At 70.2% G+C, this 14093-nt stretch carries 14 protein-coding genes; 7 read left to right on the top strand and 7 right to left on the bottom strand.

Going from position 1 to position 14093, the window contains the following annotated elements; all coding sequences use genetic code 11:
* Window positions 1–6: 6 nt before the first annotated feature.
* The gene (locus tag YIM_RS10670; RefSeq protein WP_153030202.1) at window positions 7–666 is read left to right on the top strand and encodes a hypothetical protein; all 660 of its coding nucleotides are present in this window, start codon (window positions 7–9) and stop codon (window positions 664–666) included.
* Here YIM_RS10670 and YIM_RS10665 read toward each other — a convergent pair.
* The 3 genes from YIM_RS10665 to YIM_RS10655 form a co-directional block, all read right to left on the bottom strand.
* Window positions 613–1773, bottom strand: coding sequence for a lactate 2-monooxygenase (locus YIM_RS10665; RefSeq protein ID WP_153030201.1), 1161 nt, complete (start codon window positions 1771–1773; stop codon window positions 613–615). The two genes, YIM_RS10670 and YIM_RS10665, sit on opposite strands and share 54 nt — an antisense overlap.
* Window positions 1770–2951 (bottom strand): cation:proton antiporter, encoded by a 1182-nt coding sequence (locus tag YIM_RS10660; RefSeq protein WP_153030200.1) that lies wholly within the window; start codon window positions 2949–2951, stop codon window positions 1770–1772. The genes YIM_RS10665 and YIM_RS10660 overlap by 4 nt, the downstream gene beginning before the upstream one ends.
* Before the next feature lie 163 nt (window positions 2952–3114).
* Window positions 3115–3447 (bottom strand): hypothetical protein, encoded by a 333-nt coding sequence (locus YIM_RS10655; protein WP_153030199.1) that lies wholly within the window; start codon window positions 3445–3447, stop codon window positions 3115–3117.
* 129 nt (window positions 3448–3576) lie between these two features.
* Between YIM_RS10655 and YIM_RS10650 the strand changes: the two genes are divergently transcribed.
* Complete coding sequence (locus YIM_RS10650) at window positions 3577–4800, top strand: multidrug effflux MFS transporter (protein ID WP_153030198.1); 1224 nt, start codon at window positions 3577–3579, stop codon at window positions 4798–4800.
* On the opposite strand, the gene YIM_RS10645 is transcribed toward YIM_RS10650, so the two are convergent.
* Window positions 4778–5425, bottom strand: coding sequence for an NAD(P)-dependent oxidoreductase (locus YIM_RS10645; protein ID WP_153030197.1), 648 nt, complete (start codon window positions 5423–5425; stop codon window positions 4778–4780). The two genes, YIM_RS10650 and YIM_RS10645, sit on opposite strands and share 23 nt — an antisense overlap.
* 74 nt (window positions 5426–5499) lie before the next feature.
* Between YIM_RS10645 and YIM_RS10640 the strand changes: the two genes are divergently transcribed.
* Window positions 5500–6204, top strand: coding sequence for a TetR/AcrR family transcriptional regulator (locus tag YIM_RS10640; RefSeq protein ID WP_228004662.1), 705 nt, complete (start codon window positions 5500–5502; stop codon window positions 6202–6204).
* Between the two features lie 148 nt (window positions 6205–6352).
* Here YIM_RS10640 and YIM_RS10635 read toward each other — a convergent pair whose 3' ends face one another.
* Window positions 6353–7600 (bottom strand): NAD(P)/FAD-dependent oxidoreductase, encoded by a 1248-nt coding sequence (locus YIM_RS10635; RefSeq protein ID WP_153030196.1) that lies wholly within the window; start codon window positions 7598–7600, stop codon window positions 6353–6355.
* Between the two features lie 139 nt (window positions 7601–7739).
* Between YIM_RS10635 and YIM_RS10630 the strand changes: the two genes are divergently transcribed.
* Genes YIM_RS10630 through YIM_RS10615 form a run of 4 tightly spaced genes read left to right on the top strand, consistent with a single transcriptional unit; the run spans window position 7740 to window position 11478 of the window.
* Complete coding sequence (locus YIM_RS10630; protein ID WP_370468973.1) at window positions 7740–7949, top strand: hypothetical protein; 210 nt, start codon at window positions 7740–7742, stop codon at window positions 7947–7949.
* A gap of 33 nt (window positions 7950–7982) precedes the next feature.
* Window positions 7983–9941, top strand: coding sequence for an SDR family oxidoreductase (locus tag YIM_RS10625; protein ID WP_153030194.1), 1959 nt, complete (start codon window positions 7983–7985; stop codon window positions 9939–9941).
* 56 nt (window positions 9942–9997) lie between these two features.
* A complete protein-coding gene (locus YIM_RS10620) occupies window positions 9998–10807 on the top strand; it encodes an ABC transporter ATP-binding protein (protein ID WP_153030193.1) in 810 nt (269 codons plus the stop codon).
* A 14-nt stretch (window positions 10808–10821) separates the two neighbouring features.
* Window positions 10822–11478: an O-methyltransferase gene (locus tag YIM_RS10615; RefSeq protein ID WP_153030192.1), complete on the top strand. Its 657-nt coding sequence runs from the start codon at window positions 10822–10824 to the stop codon at window positions 11476–11478.
* Here YIM_RS10615 and YIM_RS10610 read toward each other — a convergent pair.
* Entirely contained in the window at window positions 11468–13279 is a 1812-nt protein-coding gene (locus tag YIM_RS10610; RefSeq protein ID WP_194240112.1) for a transglycosylase domain-containing protein, read from the bottom strand. The two genes, YIM_RS10615 and YIM_RS10610, sit on opposite strands and share 11 nt — an antisense overlap.
* 40 nt (window positions 13280–13319) lie before the next feature.
* Entirely contained in the window at window positions 13320–14051 is a 732-nt protein-coding gene (locus tag YIM_RS10605; RefSeq protein WP_370468972.1) for a FadR/GntR family transcriptional regulator, read from the bottom strand.
* Between the last annotated feature and the right edge of the window lie 42 nt (window positions 14052–14093).

The following is a 14093-nucleotide window of genomic DNA, read 5'->3' as shown; positions in this document are numbered from 1 at the left end:
TACGCCGTGACCGGTGAAAGAACTCCCCGCTGGCTGCCCGGCCTGATCGCCGTGGTGGCCGGACTGGTGCTGGCGGCGACCGTCTCGGCGGGTCCGTGGGTGACCGCGGAACTGACCAGGCAGAACGCGCCGGGGATCACCTCGAAGATCGAGGGCGCGATCGAACTCAGCTGGGGGCTGGAGGGCCTGCCCGAGGTCACCGAGCTGGCCGGGCCCAGCGCGGCGAACGCGGACGCGGCTTCGCTGGCCTCGGTCTACCAGAGCGCGATCGAGCGCCAGCCCGCCCCGGAACTGGATCCGGGGCCCGGCTTCATCCTCGACTCGCTGCTCACCATGCTCGGCTTCACCGCGGCCGGGATCGGCGCCTTCCGGATGTTCGGCGCGGGCAGCCGCTCGCTCTACCGCGGGGTGGCGCTGGCCGGTGCGGCCGGCGTGGTGACCAGCGTGGTGCTCGGCGACATGGCCGTCTCCTCGCTCTACTGGTACCTGGTCGCGCTGCCGACCGGGGTCTGGCCCGCGACCACCTACCACACCGACGTCGCCTGCGTGGTGGCGATCACCGCGGGCGTGGTGCTGTTCGCGACCGGCTGGTTCGGCGCCCGGCCGCCGCGGTCACGCCCTGGCCAGGACGTCCGCGTCCAGCCCGGCGACATCGGCGTTGCCTGAGAGCCCCATCGTCATGTCGAAGTCGGCGAGCAGCCCGCGCAGCACGTGCCGGACGCCGTCCTCGCCGGCGTGCGCGAGGCCGTAGACGTACGGACGGCCGAGCAGCACCGCCTTCGCGCCCAGCGCCAGCGCCTTGACCACGTCGGCACCGGTGCGCACGCCCGAGTCGAACAGCACCTCGATCCGGTCGCCGACCGCGGCGGCGATGCCCGGCAGCGCGTCCAGCGAGGCGATCGCGCCGTCGACCTGGCGGCCGCCGTGGTTGGACACCACGATGCCGTCCATGCCCGCGTCCACCGCCTTGCGCGCGTCGTCGGGGTGCTGGATTCCCTTGAGCACGATCGGGCCGTCCCAGTGCTCACGCAGGAAGGTCAACTGGTCCCAGGTGCGGTCGGTGCCGGTGACCAGCGAGATCCAGCGCAGGATCGCCGACGGCGGGTCCTCCTCCGGCGTCTTCTCCAGCAGCGCGCGGAAGGCCGGGTCGGTGAACGGCACCGCCATGCCCTCGCCGTTGAGGAAGGGCAGGTACGCCTGGTCGAGGTCGGCCGGGCGCCAGGCCAGCGTCCAGGTGTCCAGGGTGACCACCAGCACCGAGTAACCCGCTTTCTTCGCCCGCGCCAGGATGCTCGCGCAGACGTCGGGATCACCCGGCCAGTAGAGCTGGAACCAGCGCGGTCCGGCCCCGTTCGCCGCGGCCACCTCCTCGATGGAGGTGGACGAGGCGGTGGACAGGATCATCGGCAGGCCCAGCGAGGCGGCGGCCCGCGCGGTGGCCGACTCGGCGTCGGGGTGCACGATCGACTGCACGCCGATCGGCGCCAGCACCACCGGGGCGGGCAGCTCGGTGCCGAGCACCGAGACCGACAGGTTCCGCTCGGTGGCGCCGGTCAGCATGCGGGGCACGATGCGCCAGCGGTCGAAGGCCTCGCGATTGGCGCGCACGGTGGCCGCCGAGCCCGCGCCACCGGCGACGTAGGCGAACGGCGCCGGGTCGAGCAGGTTCGACGCCGACTCCTCCAGCTTCGTCGGGTCGGTCGAGAACAGCGGCTTCGCGCCGCCGAGTCCCTGCAGGTAGATCTCGTTCTGGTAGCCGCCGAACCGGGTCACCGTCGCCTCCTCACGCTCACTTGCAGCAGCCTACGGGTGAGCCACTCGGAGCGGATCACCGCGAGCGGGCCGATGATCGCCAGCAGCAGTACGTACCCGGCGACGAACGGGGCCACCCTGGCGTCCAGCCCGGCCGCGGTGGCCATGGTGGCCAGCACCAGCGAGAACTCGCCCCTGGTGAGCACGGTCAGCCCGATGTCGACGCCCTGCTGCCGGTCGTAGGAGTGCAGTTTCGCGGCGAAGGCACCGGCGGCCAGGTTCAGCACCAGGGTGAGCGCGACCGCGATCAGCACCGGCACCACCACCGTGCCGACCGCACGCGGGTCGATGCTCAGGCCGAAGATGAAGAAGAACAGGGCGCCGAAGGCGTCACGCAGCGGCAGCACCAGCTTGTGGATGCGCGGGGCGACCTTCGACCCGCCCAGCATCATGCCGACCATGAACGCGCCGATCGCGTCGGACACGCCGACCTCCTCGGCCAGCGCGGCGCCCAGCACGGCGACCCCGACGAAGCAGACGGTGAGCAGCTCGTCGTCGGCCGAGCCGAACAGCTTCGACACCAGCTTGCCGCCCCAGCGCGCGAGCGCGGCGAGCACCAGCAGGAAGGCGAAGGCCTTGCCGAAGTCGGCGAGCGCGGCGGCGAAGTCGTCGGCACCGCTGAGCACCGGCTGCAACAGGGCGAGGTAGAGCGCGAGGAAGATGTCCTCGATCACGATGATGCCCATGATCAGGCGGGATTCGGGATTGTTCATCCGCCGGGTTTCCAGCAGCAGCTTGGTCACGATCGCCGAGGACGAGATGCCGATGGCGCCGGCGATCACCAGCGCCTCCCTGGTGCCCCACCCGAGCGCGAAGCCGAAGGCGAGCCCGCCGCCGATGTTGAGCACCAGGTAACCGATCCCGGCGCCGACCAGCTTCTTCCCGCCCGACACCAGGTCGTCGAGGGAGAACTCCAGGCCGAGGTAGAACAGCAGGAAGACCAGGCCGAGCCCGGCCAGCACGCTCATCTCCCCCGGATCGTCCACAAGGGACAGTCCGGGGGTGTTGGGGCCGAACAGGAAGCCGGCCAGCATGAACAGCGGAATGGTGGGCAGCCCGATCCGGGCGCCGAGGCGGGCGAGCACACCGGCGGCGAGAAAGGCACCGCCGACGGCGAGCAGGGCATGACCGGTGGCCATGGGGAACTCCTTGAGCGCAGCAGGGAACACCGCGCCACCGATGGATTCCGGTGACGGGTGCGGGGAACGGTTCTGCTGGACGCTGTCCGGCGGGTCGCGCTCTTCACGCCCGGGCGGTCACTGGCGTTTCCGCTCGGAGGTGAGCGGCGTTGCGGGGCAGCGCCTAACGCGCGGGAGGTGCGCGGGCGTCGGCCGGATCGCCGGGGTGGCCGGGATCGGCGTGCGGCGGCGCGACGTGCGCCGTGCGGTGTTCGACCGGGGCCGGCGGCTCGGCGGCGTCCGGCGGCAGCACGGCTATCTGGGTGATTACCGGGACGGGCGCGTGCCGCGTGGTGAGCGGTTCCGGCAGCGGTTCGGCGGCGAGCGAGCCGACGTGGTGGGGCTCGTGGACCACCGGCGTGCCGGTCGGTGCGGCGGCGATCCACAACTGCAGGACCAGCAGCAACGGGATGAGGATGGACCGGTGGCGCGTCAGGAACGCGTCGCTTCGGCCCATGCTTCCCTTCGGTCGGAGTCACTACAAGTGTACTGGTCTCCCAGGTCGGTGCGGTGGCTCACAGCCGGGAATATTTAGTGGCGCTATGCAAGTTAGCGCGGGAAGGTGTGTCCGACGGGCGGGAGCGTGATGAGTACTACCGAACAGGTCCAAGCGGTCGAGGGCGTACGCCCGAGCAAGCAGCGGGGCCTCGCGCGGTACGTGCTCATTCTCGGCGGGCTGTCCGCGTTCGGGCCGCTGTCGATCGACATGTACCTGCCCGCGCTGCCGGTGATGACCAGCGAGCTGTCCACCTCGGACGCCACCCTGCAGCTGACGCTCAGCGCGTTCATCGTCGGGCTGGCGATCGGGCAGATCGTGATCGGCCCGCTCTCGGACGCGATCGGGCGCCGCAAGCCGCTGGTCGCCGGGCTGGCGATCTACGTGGTGGCCTCGGTGCTCTGCGCGCTCAGCCCCACCGCGGAACTGCTGATCGCCTCGCGCACGCTGCAGGCGGTCGGCGCGGCGGCCGGCATCGTGATCGCCAGGGCCACCGTGCGCGATCTGTTCTCCGGCATCGCGATGACGCGGTTCTTCTCGATGCTGATGCTGGTCAACGGACTGGCCCCGATCCTGGCGCCGATCGTCGGCGGCCAGGTGCTCAACTTCACCTCGTGGCGCGGGGTTTTTGTGGTGCTGACCGTGTTCGGCGCCCTGCTGCTGATCATCTCCGCGCTGTTCCTGCCCGAACCGCTGCCGGTGGAGAACCGGCGCCCGGCGAAGTTCAAGCCGATCATGCGGACCTACGGCGGTCTGCTGCGCGACCGGAACTTCGTCGGGTACGCGCTCGCCTCCGGCCTGCTGTTCGGCGCGGTTTTCGCCTACATCGCCGGTTCGTCGTTCGCGCTGCAGGACGTCTACGGGCTGAGCCCGCAGCAGTACAGCCTGGTGTTCGGCCTGAACGGGGTCGGCATCGTGGCGCTCGGGCAGGTCAACGGCCGGATCGTCGGCCGGTTCAGCGAGCGCGCCCTGCTGCGCTTCGGTCTCGGCCTGGCCAGCCTCGGCGCGCTCGGCATCCTGCTGGCGACCTCGCTGCACCTTCCGCTGGCCGTGTTGCTGCCGCCGCTGTTCCTGCTGATCTCCAGCATCGGGCTGATCATGCCGAACGCCACCTCGCTGGCGATGGCCGAACACCCGCGCACCGCCGGTTCGGCGTCGGCGCTGCTCGGGGTGCTGCAGTTCGTCGTCGGCGGACTGGCCACCCCGCTGGTCGGCCTCGGCGGTCAGGGCTCCGCGGTGCCGATGGCGGTGGTGATCACCGGATTCACCCTGGCCGCGCTGATCGCCTTCCTCACGCTGCCGAACCGACGGTGAACCGCCGCTGGAGGTGGCGGGGCAGCTCGATCTCGTCGAGCACCGCCACCGCCAGGTCCTCGGCGGAGATGTCGGCGGTCACGTCGAGCAACTGGTCGCCGCCGAGCCGGTAGCGCCCGGTGCGCTCCCCCGGCTGGATCAGCGAGGACGACGGGCTCAGATAGGTCCACTGGCGGTCGGACTGCCGGTACAGGCTGAGCGCCTCCCGCTGCGCCAGCACCACCTTCACGTATTCGGCCGGCACGCCGAGCAGTCCGGGCAGGCTCTCGGCGAAGCCGTCGGAGTCGACGAGGTGCCTGCCGGGGCTGATTTCCAGGCTGCCCGCCCCGCCGATCACGATGAGCCGGGTGGCCGGGCGTCGTTCGAGCGCCTTGAGCAGCGCGGTCGCCGAGGCCGGGAAGATCTCCGCGTTCTCGATGGCCGTCTCGGGGTCACGGCCCGAGTTGATCGCGTTGACCACCACGTCCAGCCCTTCGATGGCGTCGCCGGGATCGAGGACGTCCGCCTGCTGGTGGTTCTTTGCGAGGTTCCGGCTGAACGCCGTGACCCGGTGGCCGCGGTGTTCGGCCTCGGCGAGGATCCGCTGCCCGATCACGCCGGTGGCGCCGAAGATGCCAATTCTCATGTCGCTGTTCACTTTCTGAACGCCGTGTAGTTTCTACACGAGCAACAGTAGAGCAACGCTGTAGAGTGTCAAGGGTGGAAACCGCGACCCCCAGCAGGCGGGAACGTTTGCGGGCGGAGACCGCCCAGGAGATCAAGAGCATCGCGCTGCGGCTGATGGCCGAAGGCGGGCCGGACGCGATCTCGCTGCGGGCGATCGCGCGCGAGATGGGCATGACCGCCGGCGCGATCTACGGCTACTACCGGACCAGGGACGACCTGATCACCACGCTGATCCGGGAGCTGTACACCGAACTGGTCGACGCGCTGTTCACCGCACGCGACGCGGCCGATGGCGCGGGGGCGCGGATTCTGGCGTGGGCGGAGGCTTTCCGCGTGTGGGCAGTGGCGAATCCGCAGGGGTTTCGCTTGATCTACGGTGATCCGGTTCCTGGCTATCAGCCGCCTCCCGGTGGGCCCGCTGCTGAAGCTGAGCATCGCGCTTGTGCCGGCCTTACTTCGCTTGTCGGGGACGCTTGGCCGTTGATTTCGGGGGGTTCGCTGGCCGGGGACCATTCGTGGGGCGATTTCGACGAGGGTTTGGTTGCCGAGTTCCAGGCCAGTTATCCGGGGTTGCCTCCGGTCGCGGTTGCTCTTTCGTTGCGCATGTGGGGGCGGATGCATGGACTCGTCGCGTTGGAGATGTATGGGCATTTGGGGTCGCAGACATCGGAGCCGGCGAAGTTGTATCGGGCGGAGATGCTGGATTTGATTGCTTCTTTGGGGTTGAGGCAGGGGTGACCGCCCCTCTTTTTTAGAGTGACTACAGAAAAGAACCCGATGTCAAGGCGGGAAAGATGCCTTGACATCGGGTTCTTTTCTGTGTTTTTGGCTTTGGATCGGGGACGGGGGAGATTTGGGCGGAGTGTTGCATCTCCGACTACGGCCGTTACGTGAGGCTGCCTAGGTCCCCGCTCACTAGCTGCTCATCACTCGTCACGCTCACACGGTCGTTCACGAGGTGCTGTAGGGCGTCGCTGCTGTCCCAGACGTTCACGTTCATGGCCGCTGTGATCGTGCCCTGAGGGCTCAACCAGAAAGCGATGAACTCACGTTCCCGCAGGCTGCCCCGCACCACCAGCCTGTCCGTCTCAAGGTTCGCGAGTCCTCGGTACTCGCACCCGATCCCAGGACCCGTGTTGGTGTCATACTGGTCACTGAAGAAATACGGCGCGCGCTGGTATGGCTCGTGTTCACCCAGCATGTTCTTCGCGACGTGTTCGCCCTGGTTCTTCGCGTTCGCCCAGTGTTCGACCCGCAGGCGCCGCTCGTACTTCGGGTGGAACTGCGAAGCGACGTCCCCGGCGGCGTAGATGTCCGGCGAGGCCGTGCGCAGGTAGGCGTCGACGCAAACACCGCCGTCCTCGGACAGGTCCAGGCCGGCCGCGTGGGCAAGGCCCGTTTCCGGGGCGGCGCCGACAGCGAGCAGCACCACGTCGGCCTCCAGCACCGAACCGTCGGTCAGCCGCACGCCGGTGACCGCGCCCTCATCACCGACGAAGTCCGCCACCGAGCTGCGCAGCCGCCACCGCACACCCTGCTCGGTGTGCAGGTCGTGGAAGACCCCGCCGATCTCGGTGCCGAGCACGCTTTCCAACGGCGTCGACTCCATGCCGACCACGGTCACCTCGGCACCGTGCTTGCGCGCGGCCGCGGCCGCCTCCGAACCGATCCAGCCCGAGCCGATGATCACCACCCGGTCCGACTTGGCGAACGCGGCCCGCAGCGCGAGCGCGTCGTCGAGGGTGCGCAGGGTGTGGATGCCGGTCAGGTCCGCACCACGCACCGGCAGCGAGCGCGGCTTCGAACCGGTGGCCAGCAGCAGCCGGTCGTACCGGTGCTCCCCACCGGCCGCGTCGAGCACCAGCCGCGCGCCCATCTCGATCCGGGTGACCCTGGTCCCGAGGTGCAGCGTGACGTCGTGCTCGGCGTAGAAGTTCTGGTCACGGACCCAGTCGGGCTCCTCGGCGTCCCCGATCAGCAGCCCCTTCGACAGCGCGGGCAGCTCGTACGGCCGGTGCGCGTCCGCGCCGAACAGCAGCACCTCCCCCGGATAGCCGCCTTCGCGCAGGGCCGCCGCGGCACCGGCTCCGGCCAGGCCGCCGCCGACGATCACGATTCGCTGGGGTGCAGCCATGGTCCGCTCCTTTGCTCAACGGGGTGCTCGTTACCTGACGGTAGTTCTTTCGGGTAACCCGCGTCACGGCCCCGATCGGCTCCAGTCCCAGCACCAGGAGGCGAGTGCGATGCGAAATCGGGGAAAGGGAGTGCCGGCCGTGGCCGTACGCGACGAGTGGTCGGTGAGCTGCCGCGATCTGGCCGGCCGCAAGCGGGATCTGACCGTGTTCGTGAGCAGCGACAAGGTGGTGCTGGTGGCACCACCGGGCGAGGCGGCGGTGCTCGCACCGCTGGACGTCGGCCGGTTGCGCGCGGCGCTGCGCGATGCCGTGGTGACGGTCGCACAGACAAGCGCCGACCAGGACTAGCTGTACCTACTGGCTAGTAGGTAGCATCCGGGGATGACCAGCTACTTCGTCACCGGTGCCACCGGATTCCTGGGTAAGCGCCTGGTCGGGCGCCTGCTGGCGCGGCGCGGCACGGAAACCGTGTACGCGCTGGTCCGCGAGACCTCGCGGGGCAGACTCACCGCGCTGGCGCGGAACTGGCCGAACGCCGATCGGCTGGTGCCGGTCACCGGCGACCTGACCGAACCACGCCTCGGCGTGGATCCGGAGGCGCTGGGCCGCATCGACCACCTGGTGCACCTGGGCGCGGTCTACGACTTCACCGCCACCGAGCAGGCGAACCGCGACGCCAACGTCGACGGCACCCGGCACGCGCTGGAACTCGCCGCCGCGACCGGCGCCCGGATGCACCACGTTTCGTCGATCGCCGTGGCCGGAAACCACGCGGGCCGGTTCACCGAGGCCGACTTCGACCTCGGCCAGAGCTTCGAATCCCCGTACCACGCCACCAAGTTCGAAGCGGAGAAGCTGGTCCGCGAAAGCGGCCTCTCGCACACCGTCTACCGGCCGTCCGCGGTGGTCGGCGACTCGCGCACCGGTGAAATGGACAAGATCGACGGGCCGTACTACTTCCTCCCGGCGATCTCGCGGCTGGCCGCGCTCCCCCGCCGCCTGCCGCTGGCCGGTCCCGATCTCGGCGCCACCAACCTGGTGCCGGTCGACTACGTGATCGCCGCGATGGACCACCTGATGCACCTCGAACTGCCCTCCGGCAGCACCTTCCACCTGGCCTCACCGCGCCCGCAGTCGCTGACCGAGGTGTACAACGCGTTCGCGCGCGCGGCCGGTGGGCCGCGCATCGCGCTGCACGTGCCCGGCGCGGGCCTGCTGCGTTCGGCCGGGCACCTCGCCGCCACCGGGGTCGACCGGCTGCCGGGCGGCCGGTCCGCCCGCCGCGCGGTGCTCGAAGAACTGGGCATCCCGATGCAGGTCCTGCCACACCTGAGCATGGCGGTGCGGTTCGACACCGAGGCCACCACCGCCGCGCTCGCGGGCAGCGGCCTCGAACTGCCCGCGCTGCGCGACTACGCGAAACCGCTCTACGACTACTGGCTGGCGAACCTGGACCCGGACCGCGCCCGGCGCGGCGAGCGCCTGCGCGGGCGGACCGTGCTGATCACCGGCGCGTCCTCGGGCATCGGGAAGGCGTCCGCGCTGGCCATCGCCGAACGCGGGGCCAAGGTGCTGCTGGTCGCCCGTCGCGCCGACGAACTGACCCGGGTACGGGACCAGATCCGCACCGCGGGCGGCGAGGCCGACTCCTACCCGTGCGACCTGACCGACGGCGATTCGGTGGACGCGCTGGTCAAGGACGTGCTCGCCGACCACGGCGCGGTGGACATGCTGGTGAACAACGCCGGCCGGTCGATCCGGCGGTCGGTGCGGCTGTCCACCGAGCGCTTCCACGACTTCGAACGCACCATGGCGATCAACTACTTCGGCCCGGTGCGGTTGATCCTCGGGCTGCTGCCGTCGATGGCGGACCGCGGTTTCGGGCACGTGGTGAACGTGACCACCCAGGGCCTGCAGACCGACACCCCGCGCTTCGCCGCGTACCTGGCGTCCAAGGCGGCGCTGGAGGAATTCGGCCTGGCGGCCGGTCGCGAAACGCTGTCCGACGGGATCACCTTCACCTCGGTGCGCATGCCGCTGGTCCGCACCGACATGATCGCGCCGACCGGGCTGTACCGGACGCTGCCCGCGGCCAGCACGGAGACCGCGGCGAAGCTGGTGGTCAAGGCGCTGGAGCGACGGCCGGAAATCCTGAACCGGGTCGAGGGCACGGCGGCGGAACTGGCCACGCGAGCCGCGCCTCGGCTGGCCCGGCTCGCCGCGCACCTGGTCTACCGCGTGGTGCCGGAGTCTGCCCCGGAAGCCAGGACCAAGCCACGGGCGCCGCTGGCTTCGGTGGCGGGCGCGCTCACGAGGCTCGCGTGGCGCCGTCGCGCGTGAGGTATCGCGCTGAAGGCGTGACCCTCAAGACCAAATCGATAGGCTAGCCTAACCTAGTGACCTCGACGATCGCTGACTCGAACCGGCTGCGCTCCGACGCGCTCACCCTGGCCTACGACGGCCGGACCGTCGCCGAGGACCTGGCGGTCGAGATCCCGGACAACTCGTTCACCGTGATCGTCGGGCCGAACGCCTGCGGCAAGACCACGCTGCTGCGTGCGCTGTCCCGGATGATGAAGCCCCGCAAGGGTTCGGTCTACCTGGACGGGCAGGCGATCACCTCACTGCCCGCCAAGGCCGTCGCGCGCACGCTCGGGCTGCTGCCGCAGAGTTCGATCGCGCCGGACGGCATCACGGTGGCCGACCTGGTCGCCCGCGGCCGCTACCCGCACCAGAAGCTGCTGCGGCAGTGGTCGGCCGAGGACGCCACGGTGGTCGCCGAGTCGATGGCCGCCACCGGTGTCGACGGGCTGGCCGAGCGCCTGGTGGACGAGCTGTCCGGCGGGCAGCGGCAGCGGGTGTGGCTGGCCATGGCGCTGGCGCAGCAGACCGATCTGCTGCTGCTCGACGAGCCGACCACGTTCCTGGACATCGCGCACCAGATGGACATCCTCGACCTGTGCGCCGACCTGCACGCCAAGCAGGGCCGCACGCTGGTCGCCGTGCTGCACGACCTGAACCACGCCGCGCGCTACGCCACGCACATGATCGCCATGCGCGAGGGGCGGGTACTGGCCTCGGGCACCCCGGACGAGGTGGTCACCGCGGCGAACGTCGAGGAGATCTTCGCGCTGCCGTGCTCGGTGATGCCGTGCCCGGAGACCGGCACCCCACTGGTGATCCCGAAGGCCACCCGCAAGGGCTGAGTAGGTTGGACGGCATGGATCAGCAGACTTGGACCGCCGTCGACCAGTACCTCACCAGCACGCTGCTCCCGCCGGACCCGGCGCTGACCGCGACGCTGGAAAGCAGCCGCCGCGCGGGATTGCCGTCGATCGCGGTGTCGCCCACGCAGGGCAAGCTACTGCACCTGCTGGCGAAGATGACCCGCGCGAAGTCCATCCTGGAGATCGGCACGCTCGGCGGCTACAGCACGATCTGGCTGGCCAGAGCACTGCCCGCGGACGGCAGGCTGGTCACCCTGGAGTACGAGCCGAAGCACGCCGAACTGGCGAAGGCGAACATCGAGGCCGCCGGGCTCGCCGACCGGGTGGAGGTCAAGGTGGGCGCCGCGCTCGACAGCCTCCCCGGGCTCGAAGGGCCGTTCGACCTGTCGTTCATCGACGCGGACAAGGCGAACAACCCGGCGTACTTCAAGTGGGCGCTCGAATACTCGCGCCCGGGCAGCGTGATCGTGGTGGACAACGTGGTGCGCGGCGGCGCGGTGGTCCAGGCGGACAGCACGGACCCGTCGATCCAGGGCGTGCGAGAACTGCACGACCTGATCGCCGCCGAGCCGCGGGTGGACGCCACCGCGCTGCAGACCGTCGGGGACAAGGGTTACGACGGCCTGACCATCGCGCTGGTCACTTCCTGAACGCGCGCCAGATGTTCGCGGGCAGGGTGTCGCCGGTGACGCGGTTGTTGGCGGCATCCCGCAGCCTGCGCTCCTCATCGGCGCCGACCCAGACCACAGTGGACAGTCGGTCGGTGTAGCCGGCCAGCCAGGCACCCGCGTTGTCGCCGGTGTCGCCGAACCGGTGCGAACCCGCCTTCGCGGTGCCGTCCTCGCGGCGCAGCGCTTCGGTGACCCCGGCGGCCACCTGCGGCTCGACGGCCGGGGTTGGCGCGGCCGTGTGCTCCCACAGCACCGTGCCCTCGGCGTCCAGCACACGCTGCACGAAGTACGGCTCGGTCCGCATCCCGCCCGCGGCGAAGGTCCCGTACGCCGAGGCGAGATCGACCGCGCGCACCGGGTACCCGCCGACCGCGATGCCCGGCCCGATGGTCACGCCGTCCGGTTCGCGCAGCGTCGGCGTGCCGTCCACCTCGGCGGGAATGCCCGCGTCCCTGGCGGCCTGGCTTACCGCGACCGCGCCGAAGCGCTTGGTCATCTCGACGAACGGTGTGTCCACCGAGCGTCGGATCGCGTCCCGCACCGAGCATTCCGGCGCGTCGCAGCCCGCCTCGTTCTTCACCGTGCGGCCGCCGTAGTCGAGCTTGTCCGGCGCGGGGTACTTGCGGTCCAGGTTCTCGCCCTGGCGCAACCCGGCCGCGACGACAAACGGGTGGAACGCCGAGCCCGGCGGCTGCGGCACCCCGGCGTAGTCGCGCACGCCCCACTTCCCGCCCTGGTAGGCGCGGATCGCGCCACTGCCCGGTTCGACCGCGACCAGTGCGGCACGCAGGTAGTCGGGATGCCCGGCCAACTGCTCCGCGACGGCTTTCTCTCCGTTGGCCTGTGCCTGGCGGTCCAGCGTGGTCTCGATCTTCAGACCGCCCTGGCGCAACCGGTCGAGGCCGAAGCCGTGGCCTTCCAACTCGGCCAGCACGCGGCGCTTCACGTGGTACTCGTTGTAGGTCAGGCGCCCGGCGCGCGTTTCGGCCGGCGGGACCACGGCGTCACCGGGGTACCGCATCTCCGCCCGCTCGGCCTCGGTCACGTAACCGCGCGTGACCAGCTTCTCGGCGACGTAGTTCCAGCGCTTCTCGGCGTGCGCGTGGCTGGAGGCCGCCGGATCGTGCACCGAGGGCGACTGGATCATTCCGGCGAGGAACGCGGCTTCGCTCCGGGTGAGGTCGGCCAGCGGCTTGCCGAAGTAGGCGTTCGCCGCGGACGCCGGGCCGAAGGTGCCGCGCCCGAACGAGATGATGTTGACGTAGCTCTCGAAGATCTCCTCCTTGCTGCGCTGCTGGGTGATCTTCGTGGACAGCACCAGCTCGGAGAACTTGCGGAAGTAGGTGGCCTGGTCGTTGCCGGTGGCGTTCTTGATGTACTGCTGGGTGATGCCGGAGCCGCCGCCGACGCCGGTGACCGCGGCCCGCAGGATGCCGAGCGGGTCGAAGCCCTCGTTCTGCCAGAAGGTCGGGTCCTCGACCGCGATGATCGCGTCGCGCAGCTCGGGCGGCACGTCGTCGTAGCGGACGTAGAGGCGGTCGCCCTGCTCGGGCACCACCTTCATCATTTCCGAGCCGTCGGTGTAGGTGAGGCTCGCGGTCTTGTCCAGCTCGGCGAGCACCTCCTGCGGGCTGCGCACGTCCAGCACCAGGTAGGCGACCACGAAGGCGGTCAGCGGCAGCAGGATCACCAGCGACAGCACCACGTAGCAGGTCCGCCGGATCCGCCGCCAGGTCGACGGTTTCTCGTCGGGCTCGGGCCGCGCCTCGTCTTCTTCCACGATTCTTAAGACGTGCGGACGGACCGCGGAGTTGCGATCTTCAGTTCAGGAATCCGCGCAGCAGCGAGGCGGTGCCCTCGATGTGCTCGGCCATCACGCGGCGCGCCATCGCCGGATCACCGGCGAGAATGGCCTCGACCACGGCTTCGTGCTGGGCGTTGGAGTGCTCGAGATTGGGTTCGAGCAGCGGGATCTCGTCGAGCAGCTGGTTCACCCGCATCCGCACGTCGGCGACCGCGGTGGTCAGCGACTTCGACGCGGTGACCTCGGCGATCGCCAGGTGCAGCCGCGAATCGCGGCGACGGTAGTCGTGGAGGTCGCTCGCGGAGGTCTCGGCCAGCGTGCCGGTCAGGTGCTGGCGCTCGCCGGGGGTGAGTGACCGCGCGGCAGCCATCTCGGCGGCGCCGGTCTCCAGCACGTGGCGCAGGCAGAGGGTGTCGTCGATGCGCTCGGGATCGATCTTGCGGCCCTTGCCGCGTGGAATGGGGAGGCTGGCGTTGACGAACGTGCCGCCGTACCGCCCCCGCCGTGACTCCACGTAACCGGCATCGGCCAGCGCCCGGATCGCCTCCCGCAACGTCACCCGGCTCACGCCGAGGCGCTCGGCCAGCTCGCGCTCGGCGGGCAGGCGCTCACCCGCCCCGACCACGCCGAGGCGGACCGCTTGGAGCAGGCGCTCCACGGTCTCCTCGAACGCGTTACCCGCACGCACCGGCCGGAACAGCGCGTCACCGGCGCTCGCCACCACCGGACGATCGGGCTGCGCACTCACGGAACCTCCTTTGGCCGGGCGAGGCGTCTCCGCGAGTGTAAG

This window comes from Amycolatopsis sp. YIM 10 (assembly GCF_009429145.1).
In the GTDB taxonomy this organism is placed as follows: Bacteria; Actinomycetota; Actinomycetes; order Mycobacteriales; family Pseudonocardiaceae; genus Amycolatopsis.
Note: the sequence above shows the minus strand (reverse complement) of the source record. Positions and strands in the feature narration are given on the sequence as shown.

Coding starts and splice junctions, on each gene's coding strand:
- YIM_RS10645 (WP_153030197.1), bottom strand. CDS start 5,425: ATGAGAATTGGCATCTTCGGCGCCACCGGCGTGATCGGGCAGCGGATC.
- YIM_RS10635 (WP_153030196.1), bottom strand. CDS start 7,600: ATGGCTGCACCCCAGCGAATCGTGATCGTCGGCGGCGGCCTGGCCGGA.
- YIM_RS10650 (WP_153030198.1), top strand. CDS start 3,577: ATGAGTACTACCGAACAGGTCCAAGCGGTCGAGGGCGTACGCCCGAGC.
- YIM_RS10655 (WP_153030199.1), bottom strand. CDS start 3,447: ATGGGCCGAAGCGACGCGTTCCTGACGCGCCACCGGTCCATCCTCATC.
- YIM_RS10615 (WP_153030192.1), top strand. CDS start 10,822: ATGGATCAGCAGACTTGGACCGCCGTCGACCAGTACCTCACCAGCACG.
- YIM_RS10625 (WP_153030194.1), top strand. CDS start 7,983: ATGACCAGCTACTTCGTCACCGGTGCCACCGGATTCCTGGGTAAGCGC.
- YIM_RS10660 (WP_153030200.1), bottom strand. CDS start 2,951: ATGGCCACCGGTCATGCCCTGCTCGCCGTCGGCGGTGCCTTTCTCGCC.